General features: G+C 71.9%; 18 protein-coding genes. 2 read left to right on the top strand and 16 right to left on the bottom strand.

The window, feature by feature from the left end; all coding sequences use genetic code 11:
• Genes OEB99_RS16485 through OEB99_RS16500 form a run of 4 tightly spaced genes read right to left on the bottom strand, consistent with a single transcriptional unit; the run spans position 1 to position 5,722 of the window.
• Positions 1–819, bottom strand: coding sequence for a hypothetical protein (locus tag OEB99_RS16485; protein WP_263578387.1), 819 nt, complete (start codon positions 817–819; stop codon positions 1–3).
• Positions 819–1,916, bottom strand: coding sequence for a hypothetical protein (locus OEB99_RS16490; protein ID WP_263578388.1), 1,098 nt, complete (start codon positions 1,914–1,916; stop codon positions 819–821). The genes OEB99_RS16485 and OEB99_RS16490 overlap by 1 nt, the downstream gene beginning before the upstream one ends.
• Positions 1,916–2,704 (bottom strand): hypothetical protein, encoded by a 789-nt coding sequence (locus tag OEB99_RS16495; RefSeq protein ID WP_263578389.1) that lies wholly within the window; start codon positions 2,702–2,704, stop codon positions 1,916–1,918. Before OEB99_RS16495 ends, OEB99_RS16490 begins: the two co-directional genes overlap by 1 nt.
• The gene (locus OEB99_RS16500; RefSeq protein ID WP_263578390.1) at positions 2,705–5,722 is read right to left on the bottom strand and encodes a phage tail tape measure protein; all 3,018 of its coding nucleotides are present in this window, start codon (positions 5,720–5,722) and stop codon (positions 2,705–2,707) included.
• Positions 5,723–5,766: 44 nt separating this feature from the next.
• On the opposite strand from OEB99_RS16500, the gene OEB99_RS16505 reads away from it, so the two are divergent.
• Complete coding sequence (locus OEB99_RS16505) at positions 5,767–6,231, top strand: hypothetical protein (protein WP_263578391.1); 465 nt, start codon at positions 5,767–5,769, stop codon at positions 6,229–6,231.
• On the opposite strand, the gene OEB99_RS16510 is transcribed toward OEB99_RS16505, so the two are convergent.
• The 11 genes from OEB99_RS16510 to OEB99_RS16560 all read right to left on the bottom strand — a co-directional run bounded on the left by OEB99_RS16510 (position 6,199) and on the right by OEB99_RS16560 (position 12,607).
• The gene (locus tag OEB99_RS16510; protein WP_263578392.1) at positions 6,199–6,468 is read right to left on the bottom strand and encodes a hypothetical protein; all 270 of its coding nucleotides are present in this window, start codon (positions 6,466–6,468) and stop codon (positions 6,199–6,201) included. The two genes, OEB99_RS16505 and OEB99_RS16510, sit on opposite strands and share 33 nt — an antisense overlap.
• A gap of 86 nt (positions 6,469–6,554) precedes the next feature.
• Complete coding sequence (locus tag OEB99_RS16515; protein WP_263578393.1) at positions 6,555–7,250, bottom strand: hypothetical protein; 696 nt, start codon at positions 7,248–7,250, stop codon at positions 6,555–6,557.
• An 87-nt stretch (positions 7,251–7,337) separates the two neighbouring features.
• Entirely contained in the window at positions 7,338–7,835 is a 498-nt protein-coding gene (locus OEB99_RS16520) for a phage tail tube protein (RefSeq protein ID WP_489667141.1), read from the bottom strand.
• Between the two features lie 6 nt (positions 7,836–7,841).
• The gene (locus OEB99_RS16525) at positions 7,842–8,084 is read right to left on the bottom strand and encodes a hypothetical protein (RefSeq protein WP_263578395.1); all 243 of its coding nucleotides are present in this window, start codon (positions 8,082–8,084) and stop codon (positions 7,842–7,844) included.
• A 13-nt stretch (positions 8,085–8,097) separates the two neighbouring features.
• Positions 8,098–8,514 carry a hypothetical protein gene (locus OEB99_RS16530; RefSeq protein ID WP_263578396.1) on the bottom strand — a complete coding sequence of 139 codons (417 nt, stop codon included), beginning with the start codon at positions 8,512–8,514 and terminating at the stop codon, positions 8,098–8,100.
• Positions 8,511–8,915: an HK97 gp10 family phage protein gene (locus tag OEB99_RS16535; RefSeq protein ID WP_263578397.1), complete on the bottom strand. Its 405-nt coding sequence runs from the start codon at positions 8,913–8,915 to the stop codon at positions 8,511–8,513. The genes OEB99_RS16530 and OEB99_RS16535 overlap by 4 nt, the downstream gene beginning before the upstream one ends.
• Positions 8,916–8,921: 6 nt before the next feature.
• Complete coding sequence (locus tag OEB99_RS16540) at positions 8,922–9,344, bottom strand: DUF6093 family protein (protein ID WP_263578398.1); 423 nt, start codon at positions 9,342–9,344, stop codon at positions 8,922–8,924.
• Between the two features lie 3 nt (positions 9,345–9,347).
• Positions 9,348–9,716 carry a hypothetical protein gene (locus OEB99_RS16545; protein ID WP_263578399.1) on the bottom strand — a complete coding sequence of 123 codons (369 nt, stop codon included), beginning with the start codon at positions 9,714–9,716 and terminating at the stop codon, positions 9,348–9,350.
• Positions 9,717–9,806: 90 nt separating this feature from the next.
• Positions 9,807–10,955, bottom strand: coding sequence for a Mu-like prophage major head subunit gpT family protein (locus OEB99_RS16550; RefSeq protein ID WP_263578400.1), 1,149 nt, complete (start codon positions 10,953–10,955; stop codon positions 9,807–9,809).
• A gap of 11 nt (positions 10,956–10,966) precedes the next feature.
• Positions 10,967–11,317 carry a DUF2190 family protein gene (locus OEB99_RS16555; RefSeq protein WP_263578401.1) on the bottom strand — a complete coding sequence of 117 codons (351 nt, stop codon included), beginning with the start codon at positions 11,315–11,317 and terminating at the stop codon, positions 10,967–10,969.
• A gap of 3 nt (positions 11,318–11,320) precedes the next feature.
• Positions 11,321–12,607, bottom strand: a complete 1,287-nt coding sequence (locus tag OEB99_RS16560) for a hypothetical protein (protein ID WP_263578402.1) — start codon at positions 12,605–12,607, stop codon at positions 11,321–11,323.
• 36 nt (positions 12,608–12,643) lie between these two features.
• On the opposite strand from OEB99_RS16560, the gene OEB99_RS16565 reads away from it, so the two are divergent.
• Positions 12,644–12,973 carry a hypothetical protein gene (locus tag OEB99_RS16565; RefSeq protein ID WP_263578403.1) on the top strand — a complete coding sequence of 110 codons (330 nt, stop codon included), beginning with the start codon at positions 12,644–12,646 and terminating at the stop codon, positions 12,971–12,973.
• Here the strand turns inward: OEB99_RS16565 and OEB99_RS16570 are convergent.
• Entirely contained in the window at positions 12,970–14,037 is a 1,068-nt protein-coding gene (locus OEB99_RS16570; RefSeq protein ID WP_263578404.1) for a phage minor head protein, read from the bottom strand. The two genes, OEB99_RS16565 and OEB99_RS16570, sit on opposite strands and share 4 nt — an antisense overlap.

Consider the following 14,037-nt stretch of genomic DNA (forward strand, 5'->3'; position numbering starts at 1 on the left):
CTAGGCGGGACGGGTCAGGGTGAGAGAGATGACCATCGAGCCGGCGGTGGCCGTGCCACCCCAGCCGGAGTAGGTGCCGCCGACAGCGGCCAGGGCCTTGGCCGCGCCGGTGCGCAGGTTCTCGCGCACGTCGGAGGGCAAGGTGACCTGGCACCACTGGTCGATCGCGACGGCCGCGCTGGCCGCGGCGGTGGTCCCGGTCGGGGACGGCGCGCCGGCGGGCTGGGAGGCGTGCGGAGCGCCCTGCAGCACGAGCTGGGCGGTGGACCCGCCCGAGCCGTTGCGGCGGGCGCTGACGACGGCGGCGGTGATCGCGGTGGCACCCAGGTTCTTGATCTGGTCGCCGTAGGTGGCAAGGCCGATCAGGGTGCCCGACCCGTAGTCATCACCCTGGTACAGGTCCGAGCGGCCGCCGTAGCGGTCGATGTTCCACCGGTCCCACGCCGAGCGGATGACCCGCCATGTCCCAGACCAAGTCGGCAGGATCGTCGCCTTCTCGGTCACGGTGCCCGTCGGCACGACAGGTGCCGGCCCTGCGGTGTCCTCGTCGACGACCCCGATCGGGCCGAGCACGAACTCCGCCCGCCCGCCCGCCATCGGGTTGCACAGCACCAGGACGGTGGTGATCCCGGTGTAGTCGGTGTCCGCGCCGAGGTAGGGCAGCTCGAAGCCCTGCGACCCGCGGAACGACACCGTCGCCCGTGCGGTGCCAGCGTCGATCGACAGCAGCCGCGCCACCCCGGACACGTTCGTCAGCTGCCCACGGCGTGCACCGACCGGCTGGGCGGCGGCCTCCCGGGCGTCCTCGAGCGCGCCCATCAGGACAGCCCCACGTCCAGGCGCATCGTGTCGCCCGCGTCGGCCACGACGAGCGGGATCTCCACGGCCACGACCCACCCCCACTGCGTGTGGCCGTCTCGGGTGACCGAGATCGCGTCGTCGAGCTCGGGGCGCGGGTCCGGGGCCGCGGTCACGGTGCGGACCACCGACCCGCGAGACTCGTCGGCCAGGATCGTTGCCGCCGACGCCGCGAGCTGGGCGCGGGTCGTCGCCAACGGGGAGGACCACTTCTTGACCACCCGGCGGTACCCGGTGCCGTCGTCGGTCGCAGCCAGCGGCCCGGTGGTCACGCGGGCGGTCGCCGACAGGGGTTCCAGAGCGGTGGAGTCGGTGACCGAGGACGTCGCGACCACGATGTTCGGCTGCCCCTCACGGGTATCCGACGTCGGCGCGGAGACCACGGTGCCGCCCTGGCCGTCGGTGTAGGACAGCACCGGGGACGGCACCGCCGGCAGCGGCTCGAGGAGCCCGACCTGCCCCCACTGGTCGGTCAGGATCCGCGCCGGCCAAGCCTTGGCGATGTCGTACAGCGCACCCAGGCGGTCATCGGGCCACTGGAATGACCGCGGGCAGTCCCGGTCCACCAGGCCGTCCGCGATCGACACCGGGATCCCTGGCGACATCAGCCGCCGGAACTCCGAGGCCAACGTGCCGCCGGCGCGCGGGACCTCCGGGACCTGGAAGTCGTCGGTCTCGACCACGTTCAGCATGCCCAGCCCGGACACCCGCACCAGCCCGCCGACGTCGTCGTGGTCGGAGTCGTGGATCAGGAACTGGCCGAGCCGGGTCTCGTACTCCGCGCCCTGCGGGGTGGTCACCGTGATGCCCAGGACCACGACCTGCCCGTAGCGCGCCAACGGGTGGTCCGGATCGCGCGGAACCCACGAGAACCCGTCGACCAGGTCCGGGACGGTGAACTCCACCCGCTCGGGCACCCGCAACGACCGGGCCGCGGTGAACCTGCCCCAGTTGATCGGCACCGAGCCAGCGAGCAGCGCCCCGTCACGCCAGACCGACGCGGTCGGGCGCCAGCCGACCCACCCAGCCAGGACGTCCGACGGTGCGCCCTCGCGCATCAGCGGTTCGCCCAGTCGGTGGTGTCGAAGTCGTCCCAGGTGAGCGTCGACCACTCAGAGTCGAAGTCGTCCCACGTCAAGGATGCGTAGACCGAGTCGAGGTCGTCCCAGGTCGATGCCGCGAGGGTCGTCGACAGGTCCGCGTCCGAGGCGAAGAACGCCAGCCGCCAGATCCTGGCCATGCGGTCAGTCGCCCCGCCCCACAGCGCGTGGGACACCGACCGGAGCACGATCACCTGCACCGGGTCCAGGTCCCGGACCTGACCGTCGGTGCGCAGCACGAACATCGGCGCCTTGGACCGCAACGCCGTCTTCAGCGTGGCTCCGGCCGAGGCCGCGGCACGGATCAGCAACTCGCCCGTCTCGCCGGCGGACACGTCGTACCGGCCCGGCTGGCGGATGCGCCCCGGCACCTCGAACGCGGTCGCCCGCACGAGCTCGGAGCGCGGGTCAGCGTTGTCCTGCCACACGAACGGCACCACGACCGACCCGTCCACGTGCTGCAGCACGTACCGGCCGCCGAAGTCCACTGTGACCGTGTCCGACGCGGTGTCGCCCGCCTGGGTCACCGTGTAGGTGAGCTCGACGTTCAACGGCGTGAAGATGTCAGCGAGCAGCGCCGTGGTTGCGGCCGCCTCCTGCCCGGCGCCACCCGGCACCGTCCACGTCCACGACCCGGCAGACCCCTCCACCGTGAACGTGACCCCGGCCGTGAGGCCGGTCACCGCGAGCTGCACCAGCTGCGGATCTGTCGCCCCCGCCAGGGTCGCGGTGATCGCGAGCGCCACTCAGGCCACCCCCCTCGCTGACGCGGACGTGCGCGAACGCTGCGCCGACGCGATCTCCTCGCGGACCATCCCGCGCATCTGCGCCGGCCCCCATGGGGTGTCGAGCGTTCCGACGATCTCGAGCCCGGCAAGGGATGGCGCAGAGCCCGATGAGAAGGAGCCTCCGACGACCGTCATGTAGCCGGGCGCCGGTGCGTACCCGACCTGCCCACCCGAGGCTCGGCCCGGGAGCGAGCGGACCACGGACGCGAGATCCCGTCGGTTGACAGAGTCCATGAACCCGGTACCCCAGAAGTCGACGGCCGCCACCGAGTGCACCCACTCCTTCGGGTTCGCCCGGATGAGCACGTTGTCCGCGGTCGGACCGATGTACGGGCCGGGGACCTCCCCGCCCTCCGCCAGGCCGGGGCGGCCCGATCCCGATGCCGAGCCGTTCAGGTCGGGCAGCGTGGCCCGCATTTCGATGGAAGCGATGCGGCGGGTCTGGATCCATGCCTGGACCGTGCGGTCGGCCGGCGTGGTGTCCGCCTCGACCGGGATCACCGGGTTGCGGTAGCTCTCGACCTGCGAGGTGAACTCGGCGACAGCGTCAGTGCCCTTCTGCGACCAGAGCTCGACGACCTTGGCGAACTGCTCGTCGGTCATGTCGTGCAGAAGCTGGACCTGCGCGGCGCCGTCAGGCCCGAGGTTGAGCAGTTCGTCGATCATCTGCTCGGCGGCGGTCCGCATGTCGCCGGTCATGCCGTCGCGCACCCGGCCGGAGATGTCGAGCAGGTTCTGCTCCCATGCGGCCTGCGCGTCGACCTGCGCCTGCAGCTGGGCGATGTAGTCCTCGGCCGACACCGTCTGGCCGTCGTAGAAGTCTTCCCACGAGTCGCTCATCGAGTCGGTCGCGTCAGCGGCCGCCTGGGCGATCTCGGTGTTCTTGTCGATGACGCCCTGGTAGGCGCCGGCCAGGTCGACGAACGAGGCGTCGGCCTGGGAGACGGCGTCGCGCCACTCCTGGGTGAGCTGGATCGCGGCGTCGAGCTGGTCGTTGGCCGCCGCGGTGGCATCGGCCACGTCCGAGGTCGAGGACGCGGCCGCGTCCTGCGCGAGGGTGAGGTTCCCGGTCGCGAGGGCGAGGAGCGACGTGTCGTCCAGGGTCATGCCGGCGGCGGTCGCGGTGGCGAGCAGCGCGTCGCGGTACCCGGGCATGATGTGCAGGAGGTTCCCGGCGGACTCTTCGGTGCCGCCGAACGCCTGGTTGAGGGCGTTGAACTGGCGCTGCGCCTCGGTGAGGTTGGTGCCGGTCAGGTCGCCGAGGTTCCGGCCGATCTCGTGGATGCTGTTCGACAGTGTCCGGGCGCCCGAGTCGGTGCCGATCAGGTCGTTCAGCCACAGCCGCGAGGCCTCGGCGCTGTTGTTCTGCACCCGGGTGAGGTACTCGAGCTCGTGGGCCATCGCGTCGACGTCGTTCGGGTCCAGGACGTTGCCCCACGTGCCCTCAGGGAGCCGGTCGAACACGTCGGAGACCGTCGTCGCGCCGTCGGCGAGCCCCTGCATCGAGTTGGCCAGCTCGGCCGCGTTGACCTTCGCCTGCTGGGCCGCGTCGGCGATCTGGAGGACCGTCGCCGCGACGGCGGCGAGCCCGGCGACTTTCGCGACCCGCGTCAGCCCTGAGGCCAGGGCGGCGTTGTCGGAGCGCAGCTGGCGGTACGCGGTCCGGAGCTCGAGGAGCCGCGGAGTGATCGTCAGGAAGGCGCCGCCGAGCAGGGCGACGGTCCCGACCAGCCCGCCCATCTGCCCGGCGACCTGCTGCACGGGCTCGGGGAGCTGGGCGAGCCAGCCGGCGAAGTCCGCGACCCCCTGCGCCGCAGACGCCACCGCCGGCAGGAACGTCTCGCCGAGGCTGATCGCGGCGTCGACGATGGAGTTGCGCGCGATCTCGATCTTCGCCTGGGCGGTGTCGTACCGCTTGGCCGCCTCGGCCGCGAGCGCGTTGTTGCGCTCCCACTCGTCAGAGGCCTGCGCCACCGCAGCCGTGGTGAGCTCGGTCGCGTTGGACATGCTGAGCAGGGCGTTGGTGACCCGGATGTCGTTGAGGCCGAGCTCCTGCAGCATCCCGAAGGTGCCCTGGCCGGTCTCGGTCATCTTCGACAGGCCCTGGACGACGGCCAGGAGCGCGGCGACCGGGTCGTTGGCCCACTGGTCGGCGAACTGCGCCGAGGACATGCCGGCGACCTGGGCGAACTGGTCGAGGTTGTCGCCGCCGTCGTCGACCGCCTGGCTGATCTTGATCATCACGCGGGAGACCGCGGAGCCGCCGGCCTCGGCCTCGATGCCGACCGACGACATGGCTGCCGCAAGGCCCAGGGTGTCGGCCTCGCTGAGCCCCACCACGCGTGACGCGGAGGCGAGCCGCTGGGCCATGTCCAGGATCTCGGACTCGGTCGTCGCGTAGTTGTTGCCCAGGCCGACGATGACGGACCCGAGCCGGTCGAAGTCGGTCTGGGCGGTACCCATCACGTTCGCGAACCGGGCCAGTCCAGTGGCTGCGTCCTGGGCGGTCAGGTTCGTCGTCTCACCCAGGTCGATCATCGTGCGCGTGAACGCCGCGATGTTCTCGGTCTTGATCCCGAGCTGCCCGGCGGCCTCGGCGACCGCTGCGATCTCCTCGTGTGTCGCCGGGAGCTCGCGGGCCATCTGGCGCAGCTGCTCCTGCAGCGCCTCGAGCTGGATGCTCGACCCGGAGACCGTCTTGGTCACGCCGGTCCACTGGGACTCCCAGTCGACCGCGGCCTTGCCGGCCAGTGCGAGCCCGCCGACGGTGAGTGTGCCGAAGGTGGCCATCGTCCGGCCGGTGCGGTCCCAGGCCTCGCGGTTGTACTGGGCCGACTGAACCATCTGGCCGAGCGCCGTGTCGGCCCGCCGCGTCGACTCGGGGATCTTGTCGGCGGCCTGCGCGGCCTCGGCCATCGCACGCTTGAAGTCGGAGACCTCCGCGCGCAGGCGGACGACGACGGAGCGCTCAGCCATCGGGGGTCACCTCCCGTGTCGGGCGACTGCGGTTGAATGGCGGGATGAACCGCGCGGCACTGGTGCCTCTGCTCGCCCTGCTCCTGGCCGGCTGCGCATCGGGATCGAGCGGGGATGAGGCCTCCCCGGCGGAGTCGACGACCGCACAGGCGGAGCCTTCGGAGACCACGTACACCGCGACAGCCGCGCCTGTGACTGCGAGCGCCGTGATCGCGATCAGCCCGGCTCACGCCATCGCGGATGGCGACTTGTGCATGGCGTGGGGGGACTACACGGACTTCAACGACGACCAGGTGCAAGGCCAAGTGCTCGACGCGACCGGCACGACAGTCGGAGTGGGGTACTTCAGTGACCCCGTCGAGATCAGCGACGGATGCGTTCGGTCGTTCACGGTCGACGTGCCCGCGGGTGGCGGGTTCTACACACTCAAGGTCGGGGAGCGGACGTCCGATGCCGTGGCCGAGGCAGACCTGGCGTCAGACAACCTCCTGATCGTCTTCGACGGCTGAGCGCACCAGCGCCTGAGGCGCCGGCTTCGGCACGGCGAAGATCCGCAGCCCGGCTGGGCGCTCCTTGCCGTCCTTGCGGTACTCGGCCTCGGCGAGCTCGACCACGGCGGCGTAGCCGTCAAATGTCTCGTCCGGCTCCCACTCCTGGGTCGCGTCGAGCGCGAGCCAGTCGGGGATGCCGTTCGCGGTCAGGTGCTCGTCGTAGTAGGTGAGCCCCTCGGCCAGGCCGCGGTCCACGCGCGTCCACCGGTTCGGCTTGCCTCGACCGGTGAGGTAGAGCTCGGGGCGCGTGCCCCAGGCTCGGGCCGCCCGGAGGGCGAGGATCAGCCCAGGTCGCTCGTGGAGCGCCCGGGCAACGTAGGGCGGGGGACCTCGCGGTCGCCGTGCGTGGCCTCGTCGACGGCGTGGTAGAGCTTGGCGACCCACTGCTCGCCGTGCGGGCGTTCGCGCAACGCGCGGAGCTGGTCGACGGTGACGACCGGCGGGGCGCCCGCTTCGCGCTCGAGGACCCGGCCCGGCGCTTCGATCTTCGTCACAGCGGCTGCGATCAACACGAGCCGTCGCTCACGCTGGGCCCGGGTGTTGGCCTTCGACCACTCCACGTACTTCCTGGTGTAGTCGTCACGGGCCTTCTGTCCGGCCTTCTCCAGTGGCGGAACCGGCTGACGAGGCACAGCGATCCCACCCTTGTCGGGCTCGAACGAGTCCTCGACCTCGTCCTCTGCCAGGGCGCGCACGGTCCAGGTGGTCTTTGAGGCTTCCCACCGCTCGTAGAGCTCCTCCATGCGGGCGAGGATGCCCGGACGCGGGTCGATGGCGTCCATCGCCTGGTCGCCGGCGTCGGCGGCCGCGGCCGTCTCGGCGGCGGCCAGCTGGGCCTGCAGCGCCTCGGACTCCTCCAGGAGCGCCGGGTCGTTGTAGATCATCACCTGGCGGCGGGCGACGGTCGAGGTCGCGAGCCACTCGTCGAAGTCGAAGACCTCGGGGGTCAGGGTCTCGTCGGGGGTCGTGTCGGTCACAGGTCTCTCCTCACAGGTCCACAGGTCGGTGGTGGTGACCCGCCGGGCGCGCGGACCTGTGAGACGCGCGCCCGGCGGGGGTCGAGGTCAGGCCGCGACCGTCCCGGAGCCGTGGTCCTGGACGCCGAGCGGCACGGTCCGCTTGATGTAGCCGGACACGTTCTGCGGCTTCTGCGGCTCGTCGGTGATGACCTCGAACCACTCGTACTCGTCGGCCGCGGCGTCGGCCTGGGTGGCGAGCGGCCCCTCGCGCTCGATGACCCACAGGCGGGTGCCCTTGGTCTGCACGAGCGGCCACAGCGTGTCGTTGGTGGCGTCGACCGTGCCGTCAGCGAGGAGGTGGCGCAGGGCCGTCATGATCCCGTCGAAGTTCGAGTTGCCGTAGGTCACGGCGTTGCCCGAGGCCTCCAGCGGCTGGTCGGGGACGGTGTCCGAGCCGCGGGCGCTGATCCGGTAGTCCGGCTTGTTGATCAGCGGCGAGGCGTAGAGCCCCGCGCCGAGCTCAGTCGTGGTGATCGCGCTGAGGTCCGCTGGCTCGGCGGTCAGGATGGTGACGCGCATGCGTCCATCGGCGAGGGTCAGCATCGGGGATCAGTCCTCCTTGTCCCCGGCGACCGGGGTCTTCGGGCCCCTGCGGGCCGGGGTGGCGGGGGTCTCGGCGACCGGGTCGGTCGCGGAGTCGGTGGGCGGCTCCTCGGTGGGAGCCGGCTCGGTGGGGCGCTCGGCCGAGTAGTTCTTGCCGAGGGTGGGGTGCCCGAGCCAGTGCTCGGGGATCTCGACGGACCGGGGCGGCGTGGTGTCGGTGCGCCAGGCGGAGACGATGCGTCCGGGCATGGTGGGTTCCTCCTCAGAGGTATGGGCCGATGCGGAAGGTGAAGGGCACGAACCAGCGCGTCGGGGTGACGTTCGGGTCGCGGTCCATGGATGGGGTGCCGGGCTGCTCGCGCAGGATCCCGGCGCCGGTGATGAGGTACCCATCGAGCGCGGCCCGGACGGCGGCGGCGGCTCGCAGGCACCAGGTGGGGTCGCCGGCGGCGACAGTGACCGGGCAGGGCCACGACAGGGCGCCGTGGGCGTCTCCGTCGACCGTACGGGCCTCCTCGGGTGCCCACCCAGCGCTGCCCCAGACGACCGCGTAGGGCAGGACCCGGCCCTTCGCGTCCGCCGGCGGCGAGCCGGGCACGTCGGCGTCGTGGACACTGATCGTCGCGATCTCCGTCGTGAGCCTCGCGACGACCGCGGCGTGCAGGTCGGCGGGGTTCACAGGTCGCCGACGATCTGCTCGGCGGCCTGCTCGAACCGGGGCAGGTGGCGCTCGAACGACGGGCCCATGAAGGGGCGGGGCGCCATGACGGAGGTGCCCTTCTCGACGTACCCGCCGTAGGCGGCGGTCGGCCCGGCCTCGAACCCGAGCCCGTCTGGGTCGACGTCGATCCCGATGCTGGATCGCAGGAACCCCGTGTCGACCGCGGCCGCGGCCTTGCCGTCAGCGACGACCCGGAGCCCGGTGGCGGCGACGACGGGCTTGAGCTCGTCGATCATGCGGTCGGTCGCGCCTTCGAAGTCGGCGACGAGTTGGTTCACCTCCGAGGCGTCGACGAAGACCCCGCCGGCCGACCAGGCGGCGTCTGATGCGGCCCGGCGTCGCTGGAAGCGTGTGGCCACGGCCGATCACCCCTGGTTCGCGAGGTCGAGGTCGCAGCCGAGGACGCGCTCGAGCAGGACCGTGTCGTAGGCGGTGGTCCGCACGACGAGGTTCAGGCCGGTCAGCCGCGGGTCGTCGCAGGAGTCGACGTGCACGCGGGCACCGTTCGGGATGGCCGCGGCGTCCGGGTCGATGCCGACGACGTACTCGGTCGGGGCGATGGTCTGCCCGGCGGCGTCGGTCAGGCGGGCGGTGCGCTGGGCCCGGGACACCGAGCAGAGGCCGGTGTAGTGCGTGGTCGGGGTGCCCGCGACCGCTCCGTCCTCGGGGGTCCAGTCCGACCCGGCCTCGGTGGTGATCGTGCACGTCCCGGTGAGGGTCGCGATCGCGGTCGGGCGGTGGTGGGCCGCCCACTTCGTGTGGATCACGCGGGTGGCGGGGAACGGCACGGGTCAGCCCACCGTCGGGTAGGGCTGGAACTCGACAGTCTCGAAGAACCCGCCGTCGTCGTACTCCTCAGCCTGGGCCCGGAGCTGTGCCGCGTGCTTGCGCAGGTCCGCTGCCACTGCCGGGCCGTCGGTGGAGACGCCGGCCTGGGTGCGGATCTTCTTGGAGATCAGTGACTCCGAGGACGCGATGGCGTCCAGGGCGTCCGCGGCCGCCCGGCGGGTCGCGGCCTTGTCGGAGGTGTCGGTCGGGTCGGTGACGCCGTTGAGGGCGAGGTACCCGTTGACCGCGTCGTCGTCGAGCAGTGGCGCGGTCTCGTCGACGTCGGCGATCAGGAGGCGGACCTGGCCGGTCGCGGTGGCGTAGTCGATCACGGCGGCCTCCTCGGGTGCGTCGGTGGTGTTGGCGCCCGGGAGGGGCCGAGCCGCGGGGAAGGCGGCTCAGCCCCTCCTCAGGGGGTCGGGTCAGGACCCGTCGGAGCAGTAGGTGACCTTCGGGTCGACCGTGGCTGCGCCGATGACGTGGCGGACGCGGTACTGCAGGTCGTCGAAGTCGAACGACCCCTCGGTGGGGTCGATGACCCCGCCGCCCACGCGCATGCCCGCGTCGGACTTCACGCGCAGGTCCGGCACCTCGTGGCCGCGCAGGAACCCGACCGCGATCGCCGGCCGCGGGGCGGTCGGCTGCGGGAGCAGGAACCATCGGGTGGCCGCCTTGCCGTCCGTCGCGATGACCGTCAGCCACGGGTCGACCACGATCGTCACCTTGGACTTGAGGTAGTTCGCGGTGACGAGCTGGTTGGACCCGTCGGTGACGCGGATCTCGACCGCGTTGACGATCTGCATGGCCGTCATCTCGAGCGACGGCGGCACGAGCAGGACCACGCCCGCGGACAGGTCGATCGGGTTGCCGTCGGAGTCCTTGCGGTTCTGGACGGCGGTGATCGCGGCCGCGAGGTTGTCGGTCGTGAGCGCCAGCGCCGTGGGGGCGTTGCCGTTCGCGGCCTTGAAGAACGCGGTGTTGGCGCCCGTGGAGGTCACGAGCTGGGAGGTGGCGAGGTAGTCCTCGGTGACGTGGGAGGCGTCGGACAGGCGGCCGGGCAGCGTGCGGAACGCGTCCAGGTCGTCGTTGACGAGCATCTCCCAGGTCAGCGCGAACCGGGCACCGCGCTTGCCGACCGAGATCGCGTACTTCGACTCGGTGGCCGCACGGGCCTTGTACTCCTCGCCCGGCTTGACCGGGTCGAGGATCCCGCGACCGCCGAGCAGGTCGATCAGGTTCTTCTCGCGGAAGTCCCGCAGGGTGGTGCGCATGGCGAACTTCGACCACACGGACGGCGCCTGGTTGTACTCCCGCAGGAGCTCCCGATCGATGACCCCGCCGAGCAGGTAGGGGAAGTCCGGGGTCGCGAGCGCCTCGACGAGTCGTGCGCGGGCCTTGAAGCCGGCCAGGCCGCCGGCGTGCAGGGCCTCGCCCCAGATGTCCGCGGCCTCGATGAGCCGCTTGGCGAACTGCGGGCCGCGCGCCGGGGCGCGGAAGCCGCCCTCGTTGCCGGTCTGCTCACCCTCGGCGACCGCGGCCGCCCCGGTGAGGACCTCGATGTTGTCCAGCATGGGGGGCCTCCTCAGCCGATCCGGACGTTGATGGTGTCGGTGCTGCCCGAGGTGATGGCCTCCATGGCGACGCCGTAGCGCACGCCGGTGGACTTCTTGGACAGCGCGGGGGTGTCGCCGTTGACGTAGTAGATGACGTCGCCGGCCGCGACGGCGGAGTTGCCGCCGCCGTCGATGGCCTTGACCGAGACGTCGGCGACGCCCTCGAACTGCACGACGGTCTTGCCGTCGGTGTCCTCGGCGCCGATCGCGACGCCGGGCAGGTCACCGAAGATGACCGGGTCGCCCGAGGCCGGGGTCGCCGGGAAGGTGCAGGGGACCGCCAGGCGGCGGCCGTACTCGTAGATGACGTTGGTGGCCATGGCTCACGCCTCCTTGATCGTGTGGCCGAACGCGCGAGCGGCGGCCTCGTCGACGTCGGCCTGGGACGGGACGTCGCCGGTGGTGGTGGATCCGCCGAGCCCGCGGACGCTGCCGGCGCCGAGCATCTCGGCGATCGCGGCGACCTCGGTCTCCTTGGCCTTGAGGGCCGCGGTCGCGGCCTCGGTGGCCTGCGCCTCGGTGGTCGTGCCGTCGAAGCCCTCGACGACGGACGCGACGAGCTGGTCGCGCAGCGTGACCGGGATGGCCTCGGACTCGCCGATGACCTTGGTGACGACCGGGCGGAGCTTGCCCCGGTTCTCGATGGCGGCGAGCGCCTTCTCGGCGACCTCCGCGCGGGTGACCGCGGTGTCACGCTCGGTCGTGAGCGTGGTCACCCGGCCGGCGTCCTCCTCGAGCTGGCGCAGGCGCGCCTCCTCGATCTGCGGCATGGTGTCCTCCTCGGACTCCTGGGTGGTGGTGGACTGCCCGGCCGGGTTGACCGGGACGTAGGTGGTGGTGGGCCGCACCTCGATGCGCTCACCGGTCAGCTGGACGGACATGTCGTTCTCCGCGGGGGTGTACGACTGCTGCCAGGTGGCCATGCCGTCGGGGGTCTCGACCTCGAACCAGACCAGGGCCTCGTCGAAGTCGCGGACCCACGCCCAGGTGTTCGCGTCGCGCGAGCCGTAGGCGGACCGCACGGCGTCGGAGAGCTGCTCGCGGCGGTCGTTCGCGGTGGCCTCGGCGACGCCGCGGCGGACCGCCCGGGCGGTGGCGCGGGACTCGAGGACCTCCAGGACCTTGCCGCCGCGGCCGGCGTAGGTGACGAAGTCGACCGACAGGCCCTCGGTGAGCTTGGTGATGATGAGCGCCGGCGCGCCCTCCCACTCGCCCTGCTCGGCCTCGGCGAGCGCGCGGATGGAGACCCCGATGTCGCCTGCCATGTCGGCGATGGGCTGACGCCAGGCGGAGTAGACGTCGGCCTCGGCCACGAGGGCCTGGGTCCCGGCGTCGAACCGCGCGTCCTCGATCAGCACTGCCGCGAGGTCGCGCACGGACCGCTCGGGCCGCTCCCACTCGTCGGACTCGGTGGGGTGGTCGATGAACATGAGCGTCCCGGCAGGGAAGACCCGCGCCTCGGCCGCTGCCTGCAGGGTCTCGGCGGGGTAGACCCCGGAGGAGCCGCGCCCGGCGTCGACGAGCCGGACGAGGATCCGCCCCTTGCCGGGCTTCGCCGAAGGCGTCGCGGCCTCGGCGAACGGCCGGGCCTCGCGAATCCTTGTGGACATGGCGCCTCCTCGGCGTGGCGGTGGGATGCTGGGGCGGTGAGCGAGCAGCCGCGGGCGTGCCCGGAATGCGGCGGACCGGTCGAGGTCGTGTCGCTACGGGTGGCGAGGCAGTACGAAGACGGCCGGACCGAGCGGTGGGTCGAGGACGTGGACACGTGCCACAACCCGGCCTGCCCGCGCAACGACGGCGCGGAGCCGGTCACGGCCGACCCGGACCTCGACCTACCCGACCCGGACGCCGAGCCGCTGCACATGTGGCGGCTCAAGGTGCTGGGCATGGGCCCGGGCGGGGTCTCGCAGTACTGGTGCGAGCTGTGCGGGGAGCTCCTGTACTGCCCGCCCGCGGACGAACCGGAGGAGTGCTAGCCGCGGCTCGCGAGCAGTCGGCCCACGGGGGTCGGCGCCCACGAGTCACGCCACCCGGCGGTGCTGCGCCGCGTGGACAGGTCGCCCCAGCCGATCAGCCCGTCGTCGAGGGCCTGCAGGCGGGTCGGTCCCATGATCGCGAGCTGCTCGTCGCGGGACAGCGCAGCGAACTCGGCCTGCGCGTCCGGGAAGATCGACGCCGGCTCCTCGATGTCCGGGAACCCGAGCTCGGACCACGGCCTGACGACCGTGATGCGCGCGCAGCGGCCGCACTGGTGATCGTCCGGCCCGGTCTCCTGCAGGTTGTGCTCGGTGCCGTTCATGCCCCAGCACGACGGGCAGGTGCGTGAGTCGAGGGTTGCCAGCCACTTCCACCCGCCGACGAGCTCCTCGTGCGCCCATTCCGTAGCCGCGGCCGAGGAGCGGTAGGCGTCGAGCATCTCGGTCCGCGCGATCGTCAGGGCCCGGGTGAGCCCGCCGTTGAACGCACCTTCGGCGCGGCGGACCATGATCCGCGCCGCCTTGCGAGGGTTGTCGCCCACGGCGACACCGGAGACGAGGACTTCGCGCATCTGTGCCTGCACCATGGCGGGTAGCGGGCGGGTGACGGCGGTGATCTGCTTGGTGGTGCGCTCCACGATCGCGTCCAGCGCGGTCTGGTCGACCCGGTCGAACGAGATGGACAGCAGGGCCTGCGCCTCGGGGATCTGGGGGACCTGCGAGGCGATGATCCGGACCTGGTGCTCGGGGGTGAGCTGCACGATCTTGCCGACCGCGTCGAACATCTCGACCTCGGACGTGCTGACGATCTCGGTGAGTGAGTCCAGGGCCGCTGCGAGAGCCTGCTCGGCCTTGCGTGACCGGGACACGACCCACCGGGAGGGCCAGTGCCCGTCGATGCCGGCGGAGGCGAGGTCCATCATCGCGTCGGACCAGGTCGCGTACAGCGCGTCCCAGGCTCGTGCCCACTGGCGGACCAGGCGCCGCTCGTAGGCGTCGGTCTGCTCGGCGATGACGATCCGCAGCCCGGACGCGAGCCGCAGGGTCTCCTCCTCGACGGCCAC

Source organism: Actinotalea endophytica, from assembly GCF_025717005.1.
Classification (GTDB): Bacteria; Actinomycetota; Actinomycetes; order Actinomycetales; family Cellulomonadaceae; genus Actinotalea.

Bases quoted from the DNA above. Each gene is read 5' to 3' on its own strand.
- OEB99_RS16485 (WP_263578387.1), bottom strand. From the start codon at position 819: ATGGGCGCGCTCGAGGACGCCCGGGAGGCCGCCGCCCAGCCGGTCGGT.
- OEB99_RS16560 (WP_263578402.1), bottom strand. From the start codon at position 12,607: ATGTCCACAAGGATTCGCGAGGCCCGGCCGTTCGCCGAGGCCGCGACG.
- OEB99_RS16520 (WP_489667141.1), bottom strand. From the start codon at position 7,835: ATGCTGACCCTCGCCGATGGACGCATGCGCGTCACCATCCTGACCGCC.
- OEB99_RS16550 (WP_263578400.1), bottom strand. From the start codon at position 10,955: ATGCTGGACAACATCGAGGTCCTCACCGGGGCGGCCGCGGTCGCCGAG.
- OEB99_RS16525 (WP_263578395.1), bottom strand. From the start codon at position 8,084: ATGCCCGGACGCATCGTCTCCGCCTGGCGCACCGACACCACGCCGCCC.
- OEB99_RS16555 (WP_263578401.1), bottom strand. From the start codon at position 11,317: ATGGCCACCAACGTCATCTACGAGTACGGCCGCCGCCTGGCGGTCCCC.
- OEB99_RS16505 (WP_263578391.1), top strand. From the start codon at position 5,767: ATGAACCGCGCGGCACTGGTGCCTCTGCTCGCCCTGCTCCTGGCCGGC.
- OEB99_RS16490 (WP_263578388.1), bottom strand. From the start codon at position 1,916: ATGCGCGAGGGCGCACCGTCGGACGTCCTGGCTGGGTGGGTCGGCTGG.
- OEB99_RS16500 (WP_263578390.1), bottom strand. From the start codon at position 5,722: ATGGCTGAGCGCTCCGTCGTCGTCCGCCTGCGCGCGGAGGTCTCCGAC.